Annotated in this window: 16 protein-coding genes; 13 read left to right on the forward strand and 3 right to left on the reverse strand. The window is 65.7% G+C overall.

The window, feature by feature from the left end; genetic code table 11:
• Positions 1-8: 8 nt before the first annotated feature.
• The 10 genes from ABDB81_RS06955 to ABDB81_RS07000 are packed head-to-tail and all read left to right on the forward strand — an operon-like array spanning position 9 to position 9,590.
• Complete coding sequence (locus ABDB81_RS06955) at positions 9-425, forward strand: acyl-CoA thioesterase (RefSeq protein WP_346810474.1); 417 nt, start codon at positions 9-11, stop codon at positions 423-425.
• Positions 422-1,045: an outer membrane lipoprotein carrier protein LolA gene (locus tag ABDB81_RS06960; RefSeq protein ID WP_346810475.1), complete on the forward strand. Its 624-nt coding sequence runs from the start codon at positions 422-424 to the stop codon at positions 1,043-1,045. Before ABDB81_RS06955 ends, ABDB81_RS06960 begins: the two co-directional genes overlap by 4 nt.
• Positions 1,038-3,416, forward strand: a complete 2,379-nt coding sequence (locus tag ABDB81_RS06965) for a hypothetical protein (protein ID WP_346810476.1) — start codon at positions 1,038-1,040, stop codon at positions 3,414-3,416. Before ABDB81_RS06960 ends, ABDB81_RS06965 begins: the two co-directional genes overlap by 8 nt.
• Positions 3,413-4,642 (forward strand): NAD(P)/FAD-dependent oxidoreductase, encoded by a 1,230-nt coding sequence (locus ABDB81_RS06970; RefSeq protein WP_346810477.1) that lies wholly within the window; start codon positions 3,413-3,415, stop codon positions 4,640-4,642. The genes ABDB81_RS06965 and ABDB81_RS06970 overlap by 4 nt, the downstream gene beginning before the upstream one ends.
• Positions 4,639-5,238 (forward strand): DUF3261 domain-containing protein, encoded by a 600-nt coding sequence (locus tag ABDB81_RS06975; RefSeq protein WP_346810478.1) that lies wholly within the window; start codon positions 4,639-4,641, stop codon positions 5,236-5,238. Before ABDB81_RS06970 ends, ABDB81_RS06975 begins: the two co-directional genes overlap by 4 nt.
• On the forward strand, positions 5,235-6,431 hold the full coding sequence (locus tag ABDB81_RS06980; protein WP_346810479.1) for a beta-ketoacyl-ACP synthase: 1,197 nt from the start codon (positions 5,235-5,237) through the stop codon (positions 6,429-6,431). Before ABDB81_RS06975 ends, ABDB81_RS06980 begins: the two co-directional genes overlap by 4 nt.
• 2 nt (positions 6,432-6,433) lie before the next feature.
• Positions 6,434-6,913 carry a hotdog family protein gene (locus ABDB81_RS06985; protein WP_237380476.1) on the forward strand — a complete coding sequence of 160 codons (480 nt, stop codon included), beginning with the start codon at positions 6,434-6,436 and terminating at the stop codon, positions 6,911-6,913.
• Positions 6,910-7,641 (forward strand): 3-oxoacyl-ACP reductase FabG, encoded by a 732-nt coding sequence (fabG, locus tag ABDB81_RS06990; protein WP_137923412.1) that lies wholly within the window; start codon positions 6,910-6,912, stop codon positions 7,639-7,641. Before ABDB81_RS06985 ends, fabG begins: the two co-directional genes overlap by 4 nt.
• Positions 7,638-8,867, forward strand: a complete 1,230-nt coding sequence (locus ABDB81_RS06995; RefSeq protein ID WP_346810480.1) for a beta-ketoacyl-ACP synthase — start codon at positions 7,638-7,640, stop codon at positions 8,865-8,867. The genes fabG and ABDB81_RS06995 overlap by 4 nt, the downstream gene beginning before the upstream one ends.
• Before the next feature lie 27 nt (positions 8,868-8,894).
• Complete coding sequence (locus ABDB81_RS07000) at positions 8,895-9,590, forward strand: 4'-phosphopantetheinyl transferase superfamily protein (protein WP_137923410.1); 696 nt, start codon at positions 8,895-8,897, stop codon at positions 9,588-9,590.
• 21 nt (positions 9,591-9,611) lie between these two features.
• On the opposite strand, the gene ABDB81_RS07005 is transcribed toward ABDB81_RS07000, so the two are convergent.
• The gene (locus ABDB81_RS07005) at positions 9,612-10,346 is read right to left on the reverse strand and encodes an IclR family transcriptional regulator (protein ID WP_137923520.1); all 735 of its coding nucleotides are present in this window, start codon (positions 10,344-10,346) and stop codon (positions 9,612-9,614) included.
• Positions 10,347-10,584: 238 nt separating this feature from the next.
• On the opposite strand from ABDB81_RS07005, the gene ABDB81_RS07010 reads away from it, so the two are divergent.
• On the forward strand, positions 10,585-11,355 hold the full coding sequence (locus ABDB81_RS07010; RefSeq protein ID WP_160473659.1) for an alpha/beta hydrolase: 771 nt from the start codon (positions 10,585-10,587) through the stop codon (positions 11,353-11,355).
• A gap of 75 nt (positions 11,356-11,430) precedes the next feature.
• On the forward strand, positions 11,431-12,339 hold the full coding sequence (locus tag ABDB81_RS07015) for a ketopantoate reductase family protein (RefSeq protein WP_346810481.1): 909 nt from the start codon (positions 11,431-11,433) through the stop codon (positions 12,337-12,339).
• Between the two features lie 94 nt (positions 12,340-12,433).
• Here the strand turns inward: ABDB81_RS07015 and ABDB81_RS07020 are convergent, their stop codons facing one another.
• Complete coding sequence (locus ABDB81_RS07020; RefSeq protein WP_160473661.1) at positions 12,434-12,955, reverse strand: Rrf2 family transcriptional regulator; 522 nt, start codon at positions 12,953-12,955, stop codon at positions 12,434-12,436.
• 226 nt (positions 12,956-13,181) lie between these two features.
• On the opposite strand from ABDB81_RS07020, the gene ABDB81_RS07025 reads away from it, so the two are divergent.
• Complete coding sequence (locus ABDB81_RS07025; RefSeq protein ID WP_137923406.1) at positions 13,182-14,300, forward strand: alkene reductase; 1,119 nt, start codon at positions 13,182-13,184, stop codon at positions 14,298-14,300.
• Positions 14,301-14,306: 6 nt separating this feature from the next.
• On the opposite strand, the gene ABDB81_RS07030 is transcribed toward ABDB81_RS07025, so the two are convergent.
• The gene (locus tag ABDB81_RS07030; protein WP_137923405.1) at positions 14,307-15,095 is read right to left on the reverse strand and encodes a thioesterase family protein; all 789 of its coding nucleotides are present in this window, start codon (positions 15,093-15,095) and stop codon (positions 14,307-14,309) included.
• Positions 15,096-15,187: the final 92 nt, after the last annotated feature.

A 15,187-nucleotide genomic window follows, 5' to 3' on the forward strand; every position in this document is an offset into this window, starting at 1 on the left:
ATTTTCCCATGTCCAAAGCGCTCCATCACGCCATCACGCTGACGCCGTCATTCCATGACCTCGATCCCATGGACGTGGTCTGGCACGGCAACTACCTGCGTTACTTCGAAGTGGCGCGCTGCGCGTTGCTGCAGACCTTCGACTACGACTATCCGCAGATGCGGGAGTCCGGCTACGCGTGGCCCGTGGTTGACCTGCGGGTCAAGTATGTTCGCCCGCTGGTCTACGGGCAGGTCGTCGAAGTCCATGCATCGATTGTCGAGTGGGAGAACCGGCTCAAGATCGACTACGAGATCCGCGACGTAGCGTCGGGGCAGCGCGTGACCAAGGGGTATTCGATTCAGGTGGCTGTCGACATGAAGACGCAGGAAATGCTTTATGTGAGCCCGCCGGTGTTGCTGGAAAAACTTGGAGTGGAGCCATGAAGCGTCGCCACTTCGTTTGCTGCCTTGCGCTAGGCGCGGCGTTATGTGTGGGTGTTCCCGCCCAGGCCGAAGACCTGCTCGGCGGCGTGGCCGCGCGACTGGCCGATGCGCCAGTGATTCGTGGCCAGTTCGAGCAGACTCGCAAGCTGGCCGGTTTCGGCAACCCGCTGGTCTCGCGCGGCGATTTCGTACTGGCACGCGGACGAGGCGTGATATGGTCCACGCGCGAACCGATTGCATCGAGCTTGCTGGTCACGCCCGAGCGGCTGGTGATGCGTGGCGCCGATGGCAAGGTGCAGCAGCAGATGCAATCCGATACCCAGCCCGCGATGCGCGTCGTGGGCGAATCCATGATCGCGATGCTGCGTGGCGACCTGCGCAGCCTGCAGGCGCGCTTCGATGTGACGGGCAAACTGGTCGGCAAGGCCGGCTGGACGCTGACGCTGACGCCGACCGATGCCGGGATGCGCCGGGTTTTTGTCCGTATCGAACTGGCGGGTGACAAGTTCGTGCGCAATGTCCGGCTGGAGGAGGCGGGGGGCGACAGCACCGTGGTTCGGATGATCGATACTGCTGCGGCCACAAGATTGACGCCCGCCGAGGAGCAGCGTTTTGAGTGACGCGGCCGGCGTGGCGATGCGTGGCGGACTGACGCGGCTGGAGCGCTGGCTGGCCGTCGGCTGGCTGCTGCTTGTGCTGGCGCTGATCGCGCATCAGTTGCAGTTCTGGCGTGCATCGCGGCTCGATACCGATGTCATGGCGCTGCTGCCAACGAGCGAACGCACAGGCACGGCGGATCGTGTGCTGCGCCGGCTCGCCGATGGCGTGGCGCAGGAGGTGGTGGTGCTGGTCGGTAGTCCGGACTGGGCACGTACGCGCGCCGCCGCCGAGCGTTTCAGCGCGGTCACGGCGAAGCAGGGGGCGCTGCTCAAACCGGTCGACAAGATAGCCGCCTTCGATTTCGACGCCGCGCTGGCGTTCTACCGGCCGTGGCGCGACCACCTGCTGACCGATGCGCAGCGCACGCAGTTGCGTGATGCCAATGTGGATGCGCTGGCGCAGCAGGCGCTGACCAGGCTTTATCAGTTTTCCACTGGCCCTCGACTGACGGACTGGGCCGCCGACCCGCTCGGACTCTGGCAGGACTGGTGGCTATCGCGCGCGGCGATCACGCGGGTGCATGAACGCGATGGCCTGGCCGCATTGTCGGGTGACAGCAAGGAGTGGGCGTTGCTGTCGTATCGCATCACCCGGCCGGCCTTCGCGGTCGATGGCAATACTGACTATGGCGACCTCCTGCACACGGCAGAGGTCGCGGCGCGGCACGGCGACGAAGGGGTGCGCGTGATCGCCGCCGGTATTCCGCTCCATGCGGAAGCCGCCGCCGCACAGGCCAACTGGGAAATGAACGTGATCGGCGGAGGATCGCTGGCCGCCGTGTTGCTGCTGGTGTGGCTCGCGTTCCGCTCACTGCGGCCCATTGTGCTGGTGGGTCTGTCGTTGCTGATCGGCACGGCGGCTGCAATTTCGGCCACGGCGGTCGTGTTCGATCGCGTGCATCTGGTGACGCTCGTGTTCGGGGCCAGTCTGGTCGGTGTGGCCGAGGATTTCGGTATTCATTACTTCGTGACGCGGCAGTCGATGCCGCGCGCCGCGCCACCGGCAGTGATGCGATTCTTGCTGCCCGGTCTGGTGCTGGCCTTGCTGACGAGCGTGGTGGCGTACCTGGCGCTCGGGGTGGCGCCATTCCCCGGGTTGCGGCAGATGGCGCTGTTCTCGGCGGTGGGTCTGGTCTGCGCATTCCTGACTGTGGCGCTCTGGTTTCCGCTGCTGGATCGCGGCACGCTGCGCCAGACCCGGCTGACTGCATGGCTGGCGGGCAGCCTGGCCCGTTGGCCGCGCGTGCGCAACGATCGCCGCACATGGATGGCGCTCGCCATGCTGGCCCTGTTTGTCGTGCCGGGCGTGTGGCAGGTGCGTGTCGTCGACGATCTGCGGCAACTGCAAAGCTCGCCGCCAGCACTCGTGGAAGCGCAGCGCACGACAGGGCGGTTGCTCGGGACGCCGAGTCCCGCGCAATTCGTGCTGGTACGTGGCGCCACGCCTGACGAAGTGCTGGCTCGCGAAGAAGCGGTCAAGGCAAAACTGGCCGGAGCGATTGGCCGGGGCGAGCTGGCCGGCCTCCTGTCGGTATCCGATTGGGTGCCGTCCGCCGCGCGGCAGCGTGCCGATGCGGCGCTGGCGGACCGGCAGGAACTTGCGGTGCGCCAAAGCGTGGCGAAGACGCTCGGCGGCACCATTGCCGCACCGCCCGTCAGGCGCGGCGATGCCGTGCTGACGCTTCAGGCATGGCTGGCGAATCCGGTGTCCGATACGCTGCGCCACCTCTGGCTCGGCCGGGAAGGCGAGGGCTACGCAAGCGTGATGCTGCTGCGTGGACTCGACAATCCGGCAGCGATGCCGGCCATTGCGCGTTCGGTAAGTGAAGTGCAAGGGGCCGAATGGGTAGATCGCGTGGCGGATCTGTCCGGCCTGCTGCATCACTATCGCGTGCTGATGAGCTGGCTATTGCTGGCCGGCGCGGCGGGCGTGGCGTTGCTGCTGGCGTGGCGCTATGGCCGGAGCGGCTGGCGCGCGCTGGCTCCCACGCTGCTGGCTGCGGCAATCAGCGTGGCTGTGCTTGGATGGCTGGACGTGCCACTGCAATTGTTCTCCGTGCTCGCGCTGGCGTTGCTGCTGGGCGTGGGCGTCGACTATGGCATTTTCCTGCTTGAACATCCCGGCGATGGCGTGTCGTGGACCGCTATCGTCCTCGGCGCGGCCAGTACGCTGCTTGCCTTCGGGCTGCTGGCATTGTCCTCGACGCCGGCACTGCATGCCTTCGGCATGACCATGCTCTCCGGCGTGGGTGCCGTATGGTTCCTGTCGCCATGGTTCAGGCCGGCGGCCGGACCATCCCATGACAACGTTGAACAGGGTAGATCCACATGAAGAAGGAACAGGTCGAGGTGCTGATCGTCGGTGCCGGTCCTGCGGGATCGGTGGCGGCGGGGTTGCTGCGCCGTCGCGGCATCCGCGTGCTGGTGATCGAAAAGGAGCAGTTTCCGCGCTTCTCCATCGGTGAGAGCCTGCTGCCGCAGAGCATGGCGTACATCGAGGAGGCCGGCATGTTGCAGGCCGTGGTCGAGGCAGGATTCCAGTACAAGAACGGTGCGGCGTTTTCTCGTGCGGGGCGCCATACGACCTTTGATTTCCGCGAGAAGTTCTCGCCGGGCTGGGGCACTACGTACCAGGTGCAGCGCGCAGACTTCGACAACGTGCTGATCCACGAAGCCGTGAAGCAGGGCGCCGAGGTTCGCTTCCGCCACGTAGTGGAAGCCGTGGACGTGAGCGGTGCGCAGCCGCTGGTGACAGTGCGCGATCCGGACGGACAGGCATACGTGGTGGAACCGCGCTTCCTGCTCGACGCGTCCGGCTTTGGCCGCATCCTCCCGCGCCTGCTGCAACTGGAATCGCCTTCGAATTTCCCGGTGCGTGCCGCCATCTTCACGCATGTGGAAGACCGCATTCCCGTGGGGGGCTTCGATCGCAACAAGATCCTGATCAGCGTGCATCCCGCGCACACCGACGTGTGGTACTGGATCATTCCGTTCTCGAACGGCCGCTGCTCGCAAGGCGTGGTGGCGGAGAAATCGTTCCTCGACCGCTATCCGGGCGACGAGATGGCCAAGCTCAAGACGGTAGTGTTCGAGGAGCCCGGGCTAGCCAGGTTGCTGGGCGATGCCGGATGGGACACACCCGCGCGGCAGATCGTTGGCTACTCGGCCAATGTCAGTTCGCTGTGGGGCAAAGGCTATGCGCTGCTCGGCAACGCAGGCGAATTCCTCGATCCCGTGTTCTCGTCGGGCGTGACCATCGCCTTCAAGTCCGCCAGCCTTGCGGCCGGGTGCGTGGCCCGGCAACTGGCGGGCGAACCCGTGGATTGGGATGCGGACTTTGCGAAGCCGCTCAAGGCAGGCGTGGACTGCTTCCGTACCTACGTGGAAGGGTGGTACGACGGCAGCTTCCAGAAGGTGATTTTCCATGCCGAGGGTGAGCCGGAGATCCGCAAGATGATCTCGTCGATCCTTGCGGGTTATGCATGGGATCGCGGGAATCCCTTCGTGGCGGAATCGAAGCGCCGTCTCAACGTGCTGGAGCAGCTTTGCTCGGCGTGAGTCCTGCCGCTCGATGGCTGGCGGGCGCGGCGTTGGCAGCGATGCTGGCGCTGGGCGGCTGCGCGCCGTTTGCGTCGCATGGTCCGGACGCGCCGTCGGGTACGCAGGCTGGCGAGGTGCCAATGCTGCGCCTGCCACCGGCATCGCTCGGGCGGACGCTGCAACTGCAGCAGCAGATCACGGTGCAATACCCGTCGCCGCAGGGCGAACAGACCCGCGACTTGCTGGCCCTGCTGGAGGCCGACGCCGCACACACAAGGCTGGCCGCCGTGGCGGGTGGGCAGGTGCTGGCGCGGCTGGATTGGGATGGCCGCGACCTGCGCGTGACGCGCGCACCGTGGGCCCCCCCGGAACTGCTGCCCGAGCGTATCCTCAATGATCTGCAGTTGTCGTTATGGCCCGTTGCCGCGATCCAGGCGGCACTGCCGGCCGGTTGGCGCATGGAGGCGTCTGCTGGCCTGCGCCAGCTACGTGCCGGCGATGAAGTCGTGGCGGAGATTCGCTATCCCGACGCGCGGACCACGCTATTCGCGCAACACCGCGATGGCTACCGCCTGACGATACGGACGCTGCAGGAGCAAGGGGGAGCGCGATGACGATCTACCTGAACGCGATGAACGTGATCTGCGCGCTCGGCAGTGGCAACGATGCCGTGCGCACCGCCTTGTGGCGCACCGATGGCCCCAGCGGCGGCGAAACCACCGATCGGTACACGCCCGGCACCCCGTTGCATCTTGGCACGGTGCGGGAAGTGGTGACGGCAGCGGACCTGCCCGCAGATGTGGCGCCAGCCCGGCGCAGCCGCAACAACGCGCTGTTGCACCATACGTTGGCTGCAATTCGTCCAGCGGTGGAAGCAGCCATCGCGCGCGTGGGCCCCACGCGGGTGGCCATCGTCCTTGGCACCAGCACGTCGGGCATCGGCGATGGCGAGGTGGCCGTGCGCGAGCGCCAGCGCCAGCGCACCGGCCAGTGGCCGAAGGCGTTCCATTACGGCCAGCAGGAACTAGGGTCGCCCGCCCAGTATCTGGCGCTGGCGCTGGGCGTGGCGGGGCCCGCCTATACGATTTCCACGGCGTGTTCGTCCAGTGCCAAGGCGCTTGGCGCGGCTGGCCGGCTTCTGGAACAGGGTATGGCCGATGTGGTCATCGCGGGCGGCGTGGACACGCTCTGCGCGTTTACAATCGCCGGCTTCCGCTCGCTGGAATCGGTCAGCGCCGCGCGCTGCAATCCGATGTCAGCGCATCGCAACGGCATCAATCTGGGCGAAGGTGCGGCGCTGTTCCTGATGTCCCGCGAGGCTGGCCCGGTGCGTCTGGCCGGTTGGGGCGAGACATCCGACGCACATCATATGTCGGCGCCGGACCCGAAGGGCATCGGCGCGCGCACGGCCATGGCGCAGGCGCTGGATCGCGCCGGCCTGCAAGCCGCCGATATCGACTACCTGAATTTGCATGGTACGGCCACCGAGCAGAACGACGCCATGGAGTCTCGCGCGGTCATGGACTTGCTCGGGCCGGACGTGCCTGTGAGTTCGACCAAACCGCAGACCGGGCACGCGCTGGGCGCGGCGGGCGCCGTGGAGGCTGCGCTGATGGTCCTGACGTTGACCGGCAACCCTCGGGGCCGTCTGCCGGCGCACTGGTGGGACGGCGCGCCGGACGCGGCGCTGCCGGCGCTCCACGTGGTGGGTGCGGACGAGTCGCTGGGGCGGCCGGTGCGCCATGTGATGAGCAATTCGTTTGCATTCGGCGGCAGCAACTGCGTGCTGGTACTGGGCGAGGGGTAAAGATGACGACGATGGAACCGATATCGAATGTACCGATGCCCCCAGTGGCCGAGGTGATCCCGCATGCGGGAGCGATGCGCCTGATCGACGAATTGATCCACGCCGATGCCGGACACTGCACGGCGCGCGCGACGGTGCGTGCCACGCAGTTGTTTGTTGGCGATGACGGCATGCCTGGCTGGGTGGGCATCGAATATATGGCGCAGACCATCGCGGCCTGGGCCGGCGTGCGCGACCGCGCTGCCGGTCGGGGGCCGGGCGTGGGCTTCCTGCTCGGTTCTCGCCGTTACGCGTGCGACGTAGCGGCTTTCCCGGTGGGCAGCGTACTGACAATTTCCGTGCAGGTGGAACTGGAAGGCGAGAATGGCCTGGGCATGTTCGCCTGCACGCTGGCGATGGATGGCCGCGAAGTGGCCCGCGCCAATGTTTCCGTATTCCAGCCTGCCGACGCGGAGGCTTTTCTCCAGGGGCAGCAGGTATGACAAACAAGACGGTGCTGGTCACGGGGTCCTCGCGCGGCATCGGGCGGGCCATTGCCTTGCGCCTGGCGCGCGACGGCTTTGACGTCGTGGTTCACTGCCGGACACGCCGGGACGAGGCGGAATCTGTGGCGGATGCCGTTCGCGCGTTCGGACGCAATGCCCGGGTGCTGGCGTTCGACATGGCGCGCCGCGAGGCCACGGCGGAAATCCTGCTGGCCGATATCGAGAAGCACGGCTGCTATTACGGCGTGGTCTGCAATGCCGGCATGACGCGCGATGCGGCGTTTCCGGCCATGACCGGCGAGGAATGGGACGAGGTGGTGCATACCAACCTCGACGCGTTCTACAACGTGCTGAATCCCGTGGTCATGCCCATGGTGCAGCGACGCCAGCCGGGCCGCATCGTTACGTTGTCGTCGGTGTCGGGGCTGGTGGGCAACCGTGGGCAGGCCAATTACAGCGCCGCCAAGGCAGGCATCATCGGCGCCACCAAGGCGCTGGCCATCGAACTGGCCAAGCGGCAGATCACGGTCAATTGCGTGGCGCCGGGGCTGATCGACACGGAAATGGTGGAAGACCACGTGCGCGACGAGGCGCTCAAGATCATTCCGGCGCGCCGCTTGGGCACGCCGGACGAGGTGGCTGCAACGGTGGCCTTCCTCTTGTCGCCAGATGCCGGTTACATTACGCGGCAGGTGATTTCGGTGAACGGAGGGATGTTCGGATGAAGCGGGTTGTCGTAACCGGCGCCGGGGCGGTAAGCGCCCTGGGTAATGACTGGGCCACAGTGCGCGAGCGCCTGGCCAGCGGACGCAATGCAGTGGTCCATATGCCGGAATGGGACGATATCCGGGGGCTCAATACCCGGTTGGGCGCACCGGTGCCGCCGTTCTCGCCGCCGCCGCATTACACGCGCAAGCTGACGCGATCGATGGGACGTGTCTCGCTGATGGCCGTGATGGCCAGCGAAGCTGCATTGGCCAATGCAGGGCTGGCCGGCAGTCCGCTGGTAACGGGCGGCCGGCTGGGCATCGCCTACGGTTCGTCCACCGGCACGCCTTCGGCCGTCCAGGATTTCGGCCGGATGATGTCCGAGCGCACGACCGAGGACATCAGCGCCACCACGTATATCCGCATGATGCCGCACACCACGGCGGTCAATATCGGCGTGTTCTTTGGCATTACAGGGCGCATCCTGACCACATCGAGCGCCTGTACTTCGGGCAGCCACGGCATTGGTTATGCGTTCGAGACCATTCGCGCGGGCCGCCAGTTGGCGATGCTGGCAGGGGGTGCCGAGGAGCTGGATGCCACCGAGGCCGCTGTCTTCGATACGCTGTTCGCCACGAGTACACGCAACGATGCGCCGGAGCGCACGCCGCGCCCGTTCGACGCGAATCGCGACGGGCTGGTGCTGGGCGAGGGCGCCGGCACGCTTGTCCTGGAGGAACTGGAGCATGCGCAGGCGCGCGGTGCCACCATCCTGGCCGAGATCGTCGGCTATGGCACCAACAGCGACGGCGCGCACGTGACGCAGCCGCAGGCCGGGACCATGGCCCAAGCGATGCGGCTGGCGCTGGAAGACGCCGACCTGTCGCCGGATGCCATCGGCTATGTCAATGCGCACGGTACGGCGACCGACCACGGCGACGTGGCGGAATCGCAGGCCACGCACGATGTGCTGGGCGGACGGATGCCGGTCAGTTCGCTCAAGAGCTATATGGGACATACGCTTGGTGCCTGCGGCGCGCTGGAAGCGTGGATGACGATCGAGATGATGCGGGATGGCTGGTTTGCACCAACGATCAATCTCACCGATCTCGATCCACGTTGCGCACCGCTGGACTACATCATGGGTGAAGGGCGCAGGATCGATACCGACCATGTGATGAGCAACAATTTCGCTTTCGGCGGCATCAATACCTCGCTGGTATTCCGCCGCTGGGCGGATTGATACCGGCGCTATCCACACACCATTACCATGCCGCTCGCCCTGCGTACCGGATCGGTCATGGCCTTTGCTGCCATGGCGCCACCAGTCAGCCGCTGGATGTCTGCGGAAGAGCTGTCACGTCTGGCCGAAATGCGTGCGGAGCAGCGCGCCGAGCAGTTTGCCGCGGGGCGCTGGCTGGCGCGGCGGCTGCTGGCGGTGACGCTGGGCGGCGATGCATCGGAATGGATGTTGTCGGCCGCCGAGGATGCACCGCCCGTTGCCACGCACTCGGGCGGGGCGGTGGGCATGCCGATCTTCGTATCGATCGCACATTCGGGTGATCACCTGGCGTGCGCGGTATCTGACATGCCGGTGGGCGTCGACATCGAGGCCCTTCAGCCGCGCAAGCACCTCGGGACGCTGATCGAAGCCACCACGACCGAAGCCGAGCGCGCGGCGCTGCCGGAATTGATCGCCGGGGGTGACGACGAAGCCCGCATGGTGGCCTTCTTCCAACTCTGGACACTCAAGGAAGCGTGGATCAAGTGCCATGGCGGCAGCCTGTTCCAGACGATGATCGGCCATGTCGTGGAAGCGGTTCCGGCGCCGCTGGAGGCTGCCAATGGGCTGACGTGGCGCCGCAAGGACGCCGTGCTGGCGCTGGCGGCAGCGCTGCCGGTCGGTGACATCGATCTGCCCGACGCGATGAGCTGGCGGCTGGTGTCGCGCGAGACTGTCGACTGAGCGTGGACTGAGCGTGACCGCTCAGGTCTTCTCCAGCGATGCACAGGCCGCGCGCAGGATGGCCGCGTAGCGCTCCAGATGCGGCTCGATCCGGTACACCGGACCGGCGATCGAGATCGCATAACTTTCCCCCGATAACCGCACCGGCCACGCCAGCGCGCCTACATCGGGCATCGATTCACTGAGATTGACATACGCACCACGCGTGCGCGCAGCCTGCAGGTCGGCTTCGACCATGGCGGGCGTGGTCAGCGTACGCGCGGTGAACGGCTGGAATGCCACCTGCGCCAGTACGGCGCCGCGCTCGGCATCCTCCATGGCGCCCAGCAGCGCTTTGCCAATCGAGTTTGCGTACAGTTCGCGCCGTTCGCCTGCGGTGGCGATATAGCGGATGGCGTGCGGGGATTCGAGCACGTCCAGGTACACCACCGCCGCGCCCTCGTGCAGCTTGCCGATGACCACGGTTTCGCCCGTGGCATCGCGCAACTCGGCCATCGTGTCGTGCACGCGGTCCAGCACGGGATCATGACGGGCGATCTGCTGCGCCATGGCCAGCAGGCGTCCCGTCGGGTAGTAGCCTTGCCGGCGCGCGGTTTCGTAGAGATAGCCCAGCGACGTCAGCGTCCGGATGAGCGCATGGCAGCTCGACGCTGGCACCGCCAGCAGGCGCGCCAATTCCGACAACGACAAGGCCCGCCGCTCCCGCGCAAACGTCTCGATGATCTCGATCACGCGCAAGGCGGTCTTGACGTTCATGGAAGCGGGCTTGGGCGTAGAGTCTTGACGCTCGGACATGTGCGGTGGCTCGGCGGATAGTGGCCGGACTGTATCACGGCGTGGCGAGCGCGCCGGCCTTCGACATTTGTACCGTCATGTATCTGCGCGAGCCGCAGATACGTGCGCATACGGATTCCCGCTTTCGCCACATGGAAGCGATACGTCGCCGCCTTCCAATACATCCATTGCCATCCCAACGGATCTTGAAAGGATCGACATGCTGAATCGAACGCTTGCATCGCTGGCCATCGCGGCCCTGGGTTTCACGGCCGCCACCGGGGCTTCCGCCGCCGACAAGGTGCCGACTACCGTCGTGATCGTGCATGGCGCATTTGCCGATGGCTCGGACTGGGCCAAGGTCATTCCGTTCCTGCAGGCCAAGGGCGTGAAGGTGCAGGCCGTGCAGAACGGGCTGAACTCGCTGGCGGACGACGTGGCCACCACGCGCCGTGCCATCGACAACCAGCCGGGCAAGGTTGTGCTGGTGGGCCATTCGTGGGGCGGTACGGTGATTACCGAAGCCGGTGCCAACGACAAGGTCAAGGCGCTGGTCTATGTGGCCGCCTTCGCGCCGGATGCCGGCCAGTCCACGGAAGAAGTGGGCAAGGGGTATCCGCCCGCACCGGGCATCGCCAAGTTGGTGGCCGACAAGGATGGATACCTGACGCTGCCGCCCGAGGCGCTGGCCGCCAACTTTGCGCAGGACGTGCCTGCCGCACAGGCGCGCGTCATGGCTGCCACCCAGGGCCCGATCCAGGCCAAGGCATTTGGCGAGAAGACCACCGTCGCGGCCTGGACCACGCGGCCGTCGTGGTTCATCGTCAGCGAAAACGACCGCATGATCCCGCCCGCCCTGGAGCGCGAGATGGCTAAAAAGATCGGGGCGAAGGTCACGCAGCTGCCGACCAGCCACGTGCCGCAGCAATCGCGTCCGGCCGATGTGGCCAAGGTGATTCTGGACGCCGTGCAGACCGTGCAGCGTCAGTAAGCAAGGCAGGACGCGGGGGCGGCGCGTTCGCCTTCCCTCGCGACAGCAGGACGGCAGGACTGGCAGGAGCGAATCATGAAAATCGCGGTAATGGGCGCAGGCGCTGTGGGCTGTTTCTTTGGTGGCATGCTGGCGAAGGCCGGCGAGGGCGTGGTCCTGATCGGCAGGCAGCGTCATGTCGATGCCATTCACGCGCAGGGGTTGCGCTTTGAATCGAAGTCATTCGATACGCGCGTGCACATCGGTGCGAGTACGGACCCCGCTGCAGTGGCCGATGCCGATCTCGTGCTGGTCTGTGTGAAATCCGTCGATACCGAGCACGCGGCCGAGCAGATGCGTCCATATCTGAAACCCGCAGCGGTGATCGTCTCGCTGCAGAACGGTATCGATAATGCCTGCCGGCTCGAAGCCGCGTTGGCGCGGCCCGTCATTCCCGCAGCGGTCTACGTCGCGAGCGAGATGGCCGACGCCGGCCATCTCCGCCATCACGGGCGTGGCGACCTGATTATCGGGACGGGCGAGGGGAGTGCGCAGGTGGCCGAGTTGTTCAACCACGCCGGCGTGCCCACGGTTGTATCGTCCGATGTCATGAGCGCACTGTGGGGGAAACTGATCCTCAACTGCGCCTACAACGCGCTGTCGGCCATCGTCCAACTGCCGTACGGCGAGATTCGCGACGTTCCCTCTGCCGATGCCGCGATGACCGCCATCGTGGCGGAATGCCTGGCCGTGGCACGCGCCTCCGGCGTGACGATCGAAGGCGGTGCCGAGAGCCAGGTCGAACTGATCCGTCGCACGATTCCGCTCGGGCAATATTCGTCGATGGCCCAGGATTTCGCACAAGGCCGTGCCAGCGAGATTGCGTCGCTCAATGGCGAGATCGTGCGTCGGGGCGCATCACTTGGCATTCCGACGCCGGTCAACCTGCTGGTCGTAGCGCTGGTCGGACTGGTGGAAAAGCGCCGCCGCATGGCGCTGCACTGATCGGCAGGATTCGATGCGCCGACCGCACGTGGCAGTGCGTGGTGCAGAGTCCTGCTCCGGGTGAAGCAAGGCGGTCCCGACGGGATCGCCTTCTTTATCGTGCGCTGCGCCGATTGGCCGCGCGATCGGTCAGCCACTCCACGATCTGGCCGCCGTGCGAAGCTGGCACAACCTTGAGCGTGCGCTCGGCGATATCAGCAAGGGTATGTTTCTTGAGTTCCGCCTGCATCGCCTTCTCGGCCTGCTGCATGATGGCGTGAATGCCGCAGACGCCGCGCGTGGCCCATGCGGGCGGGCATCCCTCGAACACGGCATTGCGATCGCGAATCTCGCGGCACTCGAACAGCGACTTGTCGCCATCGATGGCCATGACCACGTCGTACACCGTGATGCGCGACGGGGGGCGGGCCAGGCGGAAGCCACCCTTGATTCCCTCGGTAGCCACGACCAGATCGGCTTTTGCCAGCTTGGTGAACAGCTTGGCGAGAAACTCGGCGGGAATACCTTGTAGCTCGGCGAGGTCGCGCACGCTGGCTTCTTCCACCGCGAGTGGCGAACGCGACAGATACAACAGGCAATGCAGCCCGTATTCAACACCTGTACTGATGTGGGACATAGGAAAACTAGGACTCGATAAATCGTAGTTCGAAGCGTATACGAGCATTGCGACTACGGCAAGGGCGGGGGCAGCGCTTTGACAAGCAGGCCGCATGGGAGCGGTTGATAAGCCACTCCCATTGTTGACAAGAAATCAACAATATTTCCTGCGAAAGCCCCTTAATCCGCAAGAGTAAAGCCGGCAGACTGGCCTCCATCGTGACTTTCCTTCCTGGAGCGCTGCAATGCCCGATACCCGCAACCCGTTGTTCCAACCGTACTCGCTTGGCAGCCTGAAGCTGCCGAACCGCCTCGTCATGCCGCCGATGACGCGCTCGCGTGCCAGCCAGCCCGGCGATGTACCGAATGCGTTGATGGCCGAGTACTACGCCCAGCGCGCTGGCGCCGGCCTGATTGTCAGCGAAGGGACGTGGATTTCGCCGATGGGCAAGGGCTATGCCTGGACGCCCGGTGTGTACACGCCGGAGCAGATCGCCGGCTGGCGCAAGGTCACCGATACCGTGCATGCGGCAGGCGGCCGCATCTTTGCGCAGCTCTGGCATGTGGGACGCCTGAGCCACGTCAGCTTGCTGGGCGGCGAACAGCCGGTGTCGTCTTCGGCCATCCAGGCGAAGGGCGTCAATGTGTTTGTGGCTGACAACGATGGCAAGCCGGGCTTCGTCCAGGCATCCGAGCCGCGCGCCCTGAGCATTCCCGAGATCCACGACATCGTCGAGCAGTTCCGACAGGCGGCCCGCAATGCCATGGCCGCCGGTTTCGATGGTGTGGAGTTGCATGCGGCCAATGGTTACCTGGTGAACCAGTTCATCGACTCTGGCGCGAATGCACGAACCGATGAGTACGGTGGCTCGCTCGACAATCGCCTGCGATTCCTGCGCGAGGTGGCCGAGGCGCTGGTGGACGGCACGGGTAGCAAGGATCGCGTCGGCATCCGGCTTGCCCCGCTGACCACGCTGAACGGTTGTGTCGATGCCGATCCGGAGACCACCTATACCGCCGCCGCGAAGTTGCTCGCCGAGGTGGGCGTGGGCTACATCCACATCGCGGAAGCAGATTGGGAAGATGCCCCGCATATGCCGATGGCGTTCAAGCAACGCCTGCGCGCGGTGTATCCGGGTACGCTGATCTACGCAGGGAAGTACACGAGCGCGCGCGCCGTGGCCGCGCTGGAAGAGGGCTGGGCCGACCTGATCGCCTTTGGTCGTCCATTCATCGCGAACCCGGATTTGCCGGAGCGTCTGCGCACGGGCGCAATGCTCAACCCCACGGATCGCGATACGCTGTTTGGCGGTGACGCGCGCGGCCTGACCGACTATCCGACCTTGCCGGCCAAGGCGGCTTGATCTGCGCTAGCGGGGCTTGAAAATCAGGCCCTGCTGCGCCACGCCGATCGGGCCGCGTTCGTCATGCAAGGTGGTGCGTGCCAGCCCGATGCCGTTGGGCTGCACGAAGGTCTCCGATTCCGCAGCCACCCATTCCCCTTGCGGCTGACGGTGCAGATAGACAGTGAGATCGGCATTGGCAAACGCGAAGCGACTAAGCGGCACCGCCCAACTGATGCCATTGCCGAAGTCTGCGGCGGCAATCGCGCGGGATGCGGGCGAGATGGGCCAGTCGGCGACTACGGGTACAGCAAAGCGAAACCAAACCGCTGCCGGACCCGGCTCGGAGACGGTGCCCGTTGCCACGCGGGTTTCCATGGCGGTGTAGTGGAACGATGTCTGCGGCGCCATGCCGGGAATCTGGAGCGGCGTGTGGCAAGCGTCGGGCGGTGGCAGCACTGGCGATGCGGGTGTGGCGTGTAGGTCGAGTTCGCGTTCGCGCATGTAGACCGCCGTGCCATGCACGACGGTCACGCCTTCGTGCTGTAACTCGACGCGCACACGGCGCACGGCGCCACCAGGTTGCGGCTCGATGATGGCGCGCAGCGGCGCCACGGGCACTGGCCGCACGAATTCCAAGGTGAGACGCGACATCGACCAGCCCGGCTCATGCGCCATGGCCCGATCTGCCATCGTGGCCAGCAAGGCACCGGGCGCACCACCGTGTTGCGCACCGGGGTTCCAGGGGCCGCGTGACAACACCGTGGACTCGACGGCATCGCCGGAGACTTCGAAAATGCTGGCGGGAAGGGACACGGGTTACCTCTGCAGTGGGAGATTGGCTGGGTGGATAGTAGCGTGTCTTTGCTCCCCTCTCCCATGAAATGGGAGAGGGGCTGGGGGTGAGG

The organism is Cupriavidus sp. DL-D2 (assembly GCF_039710735.1).
In the GTDB taxonomy this organism is placed as follows: Bacteria; Pseudomonadota; Gammaproteobacteria; order Burkholderiales; family Burkholderiaceae; genus Cupriavidus.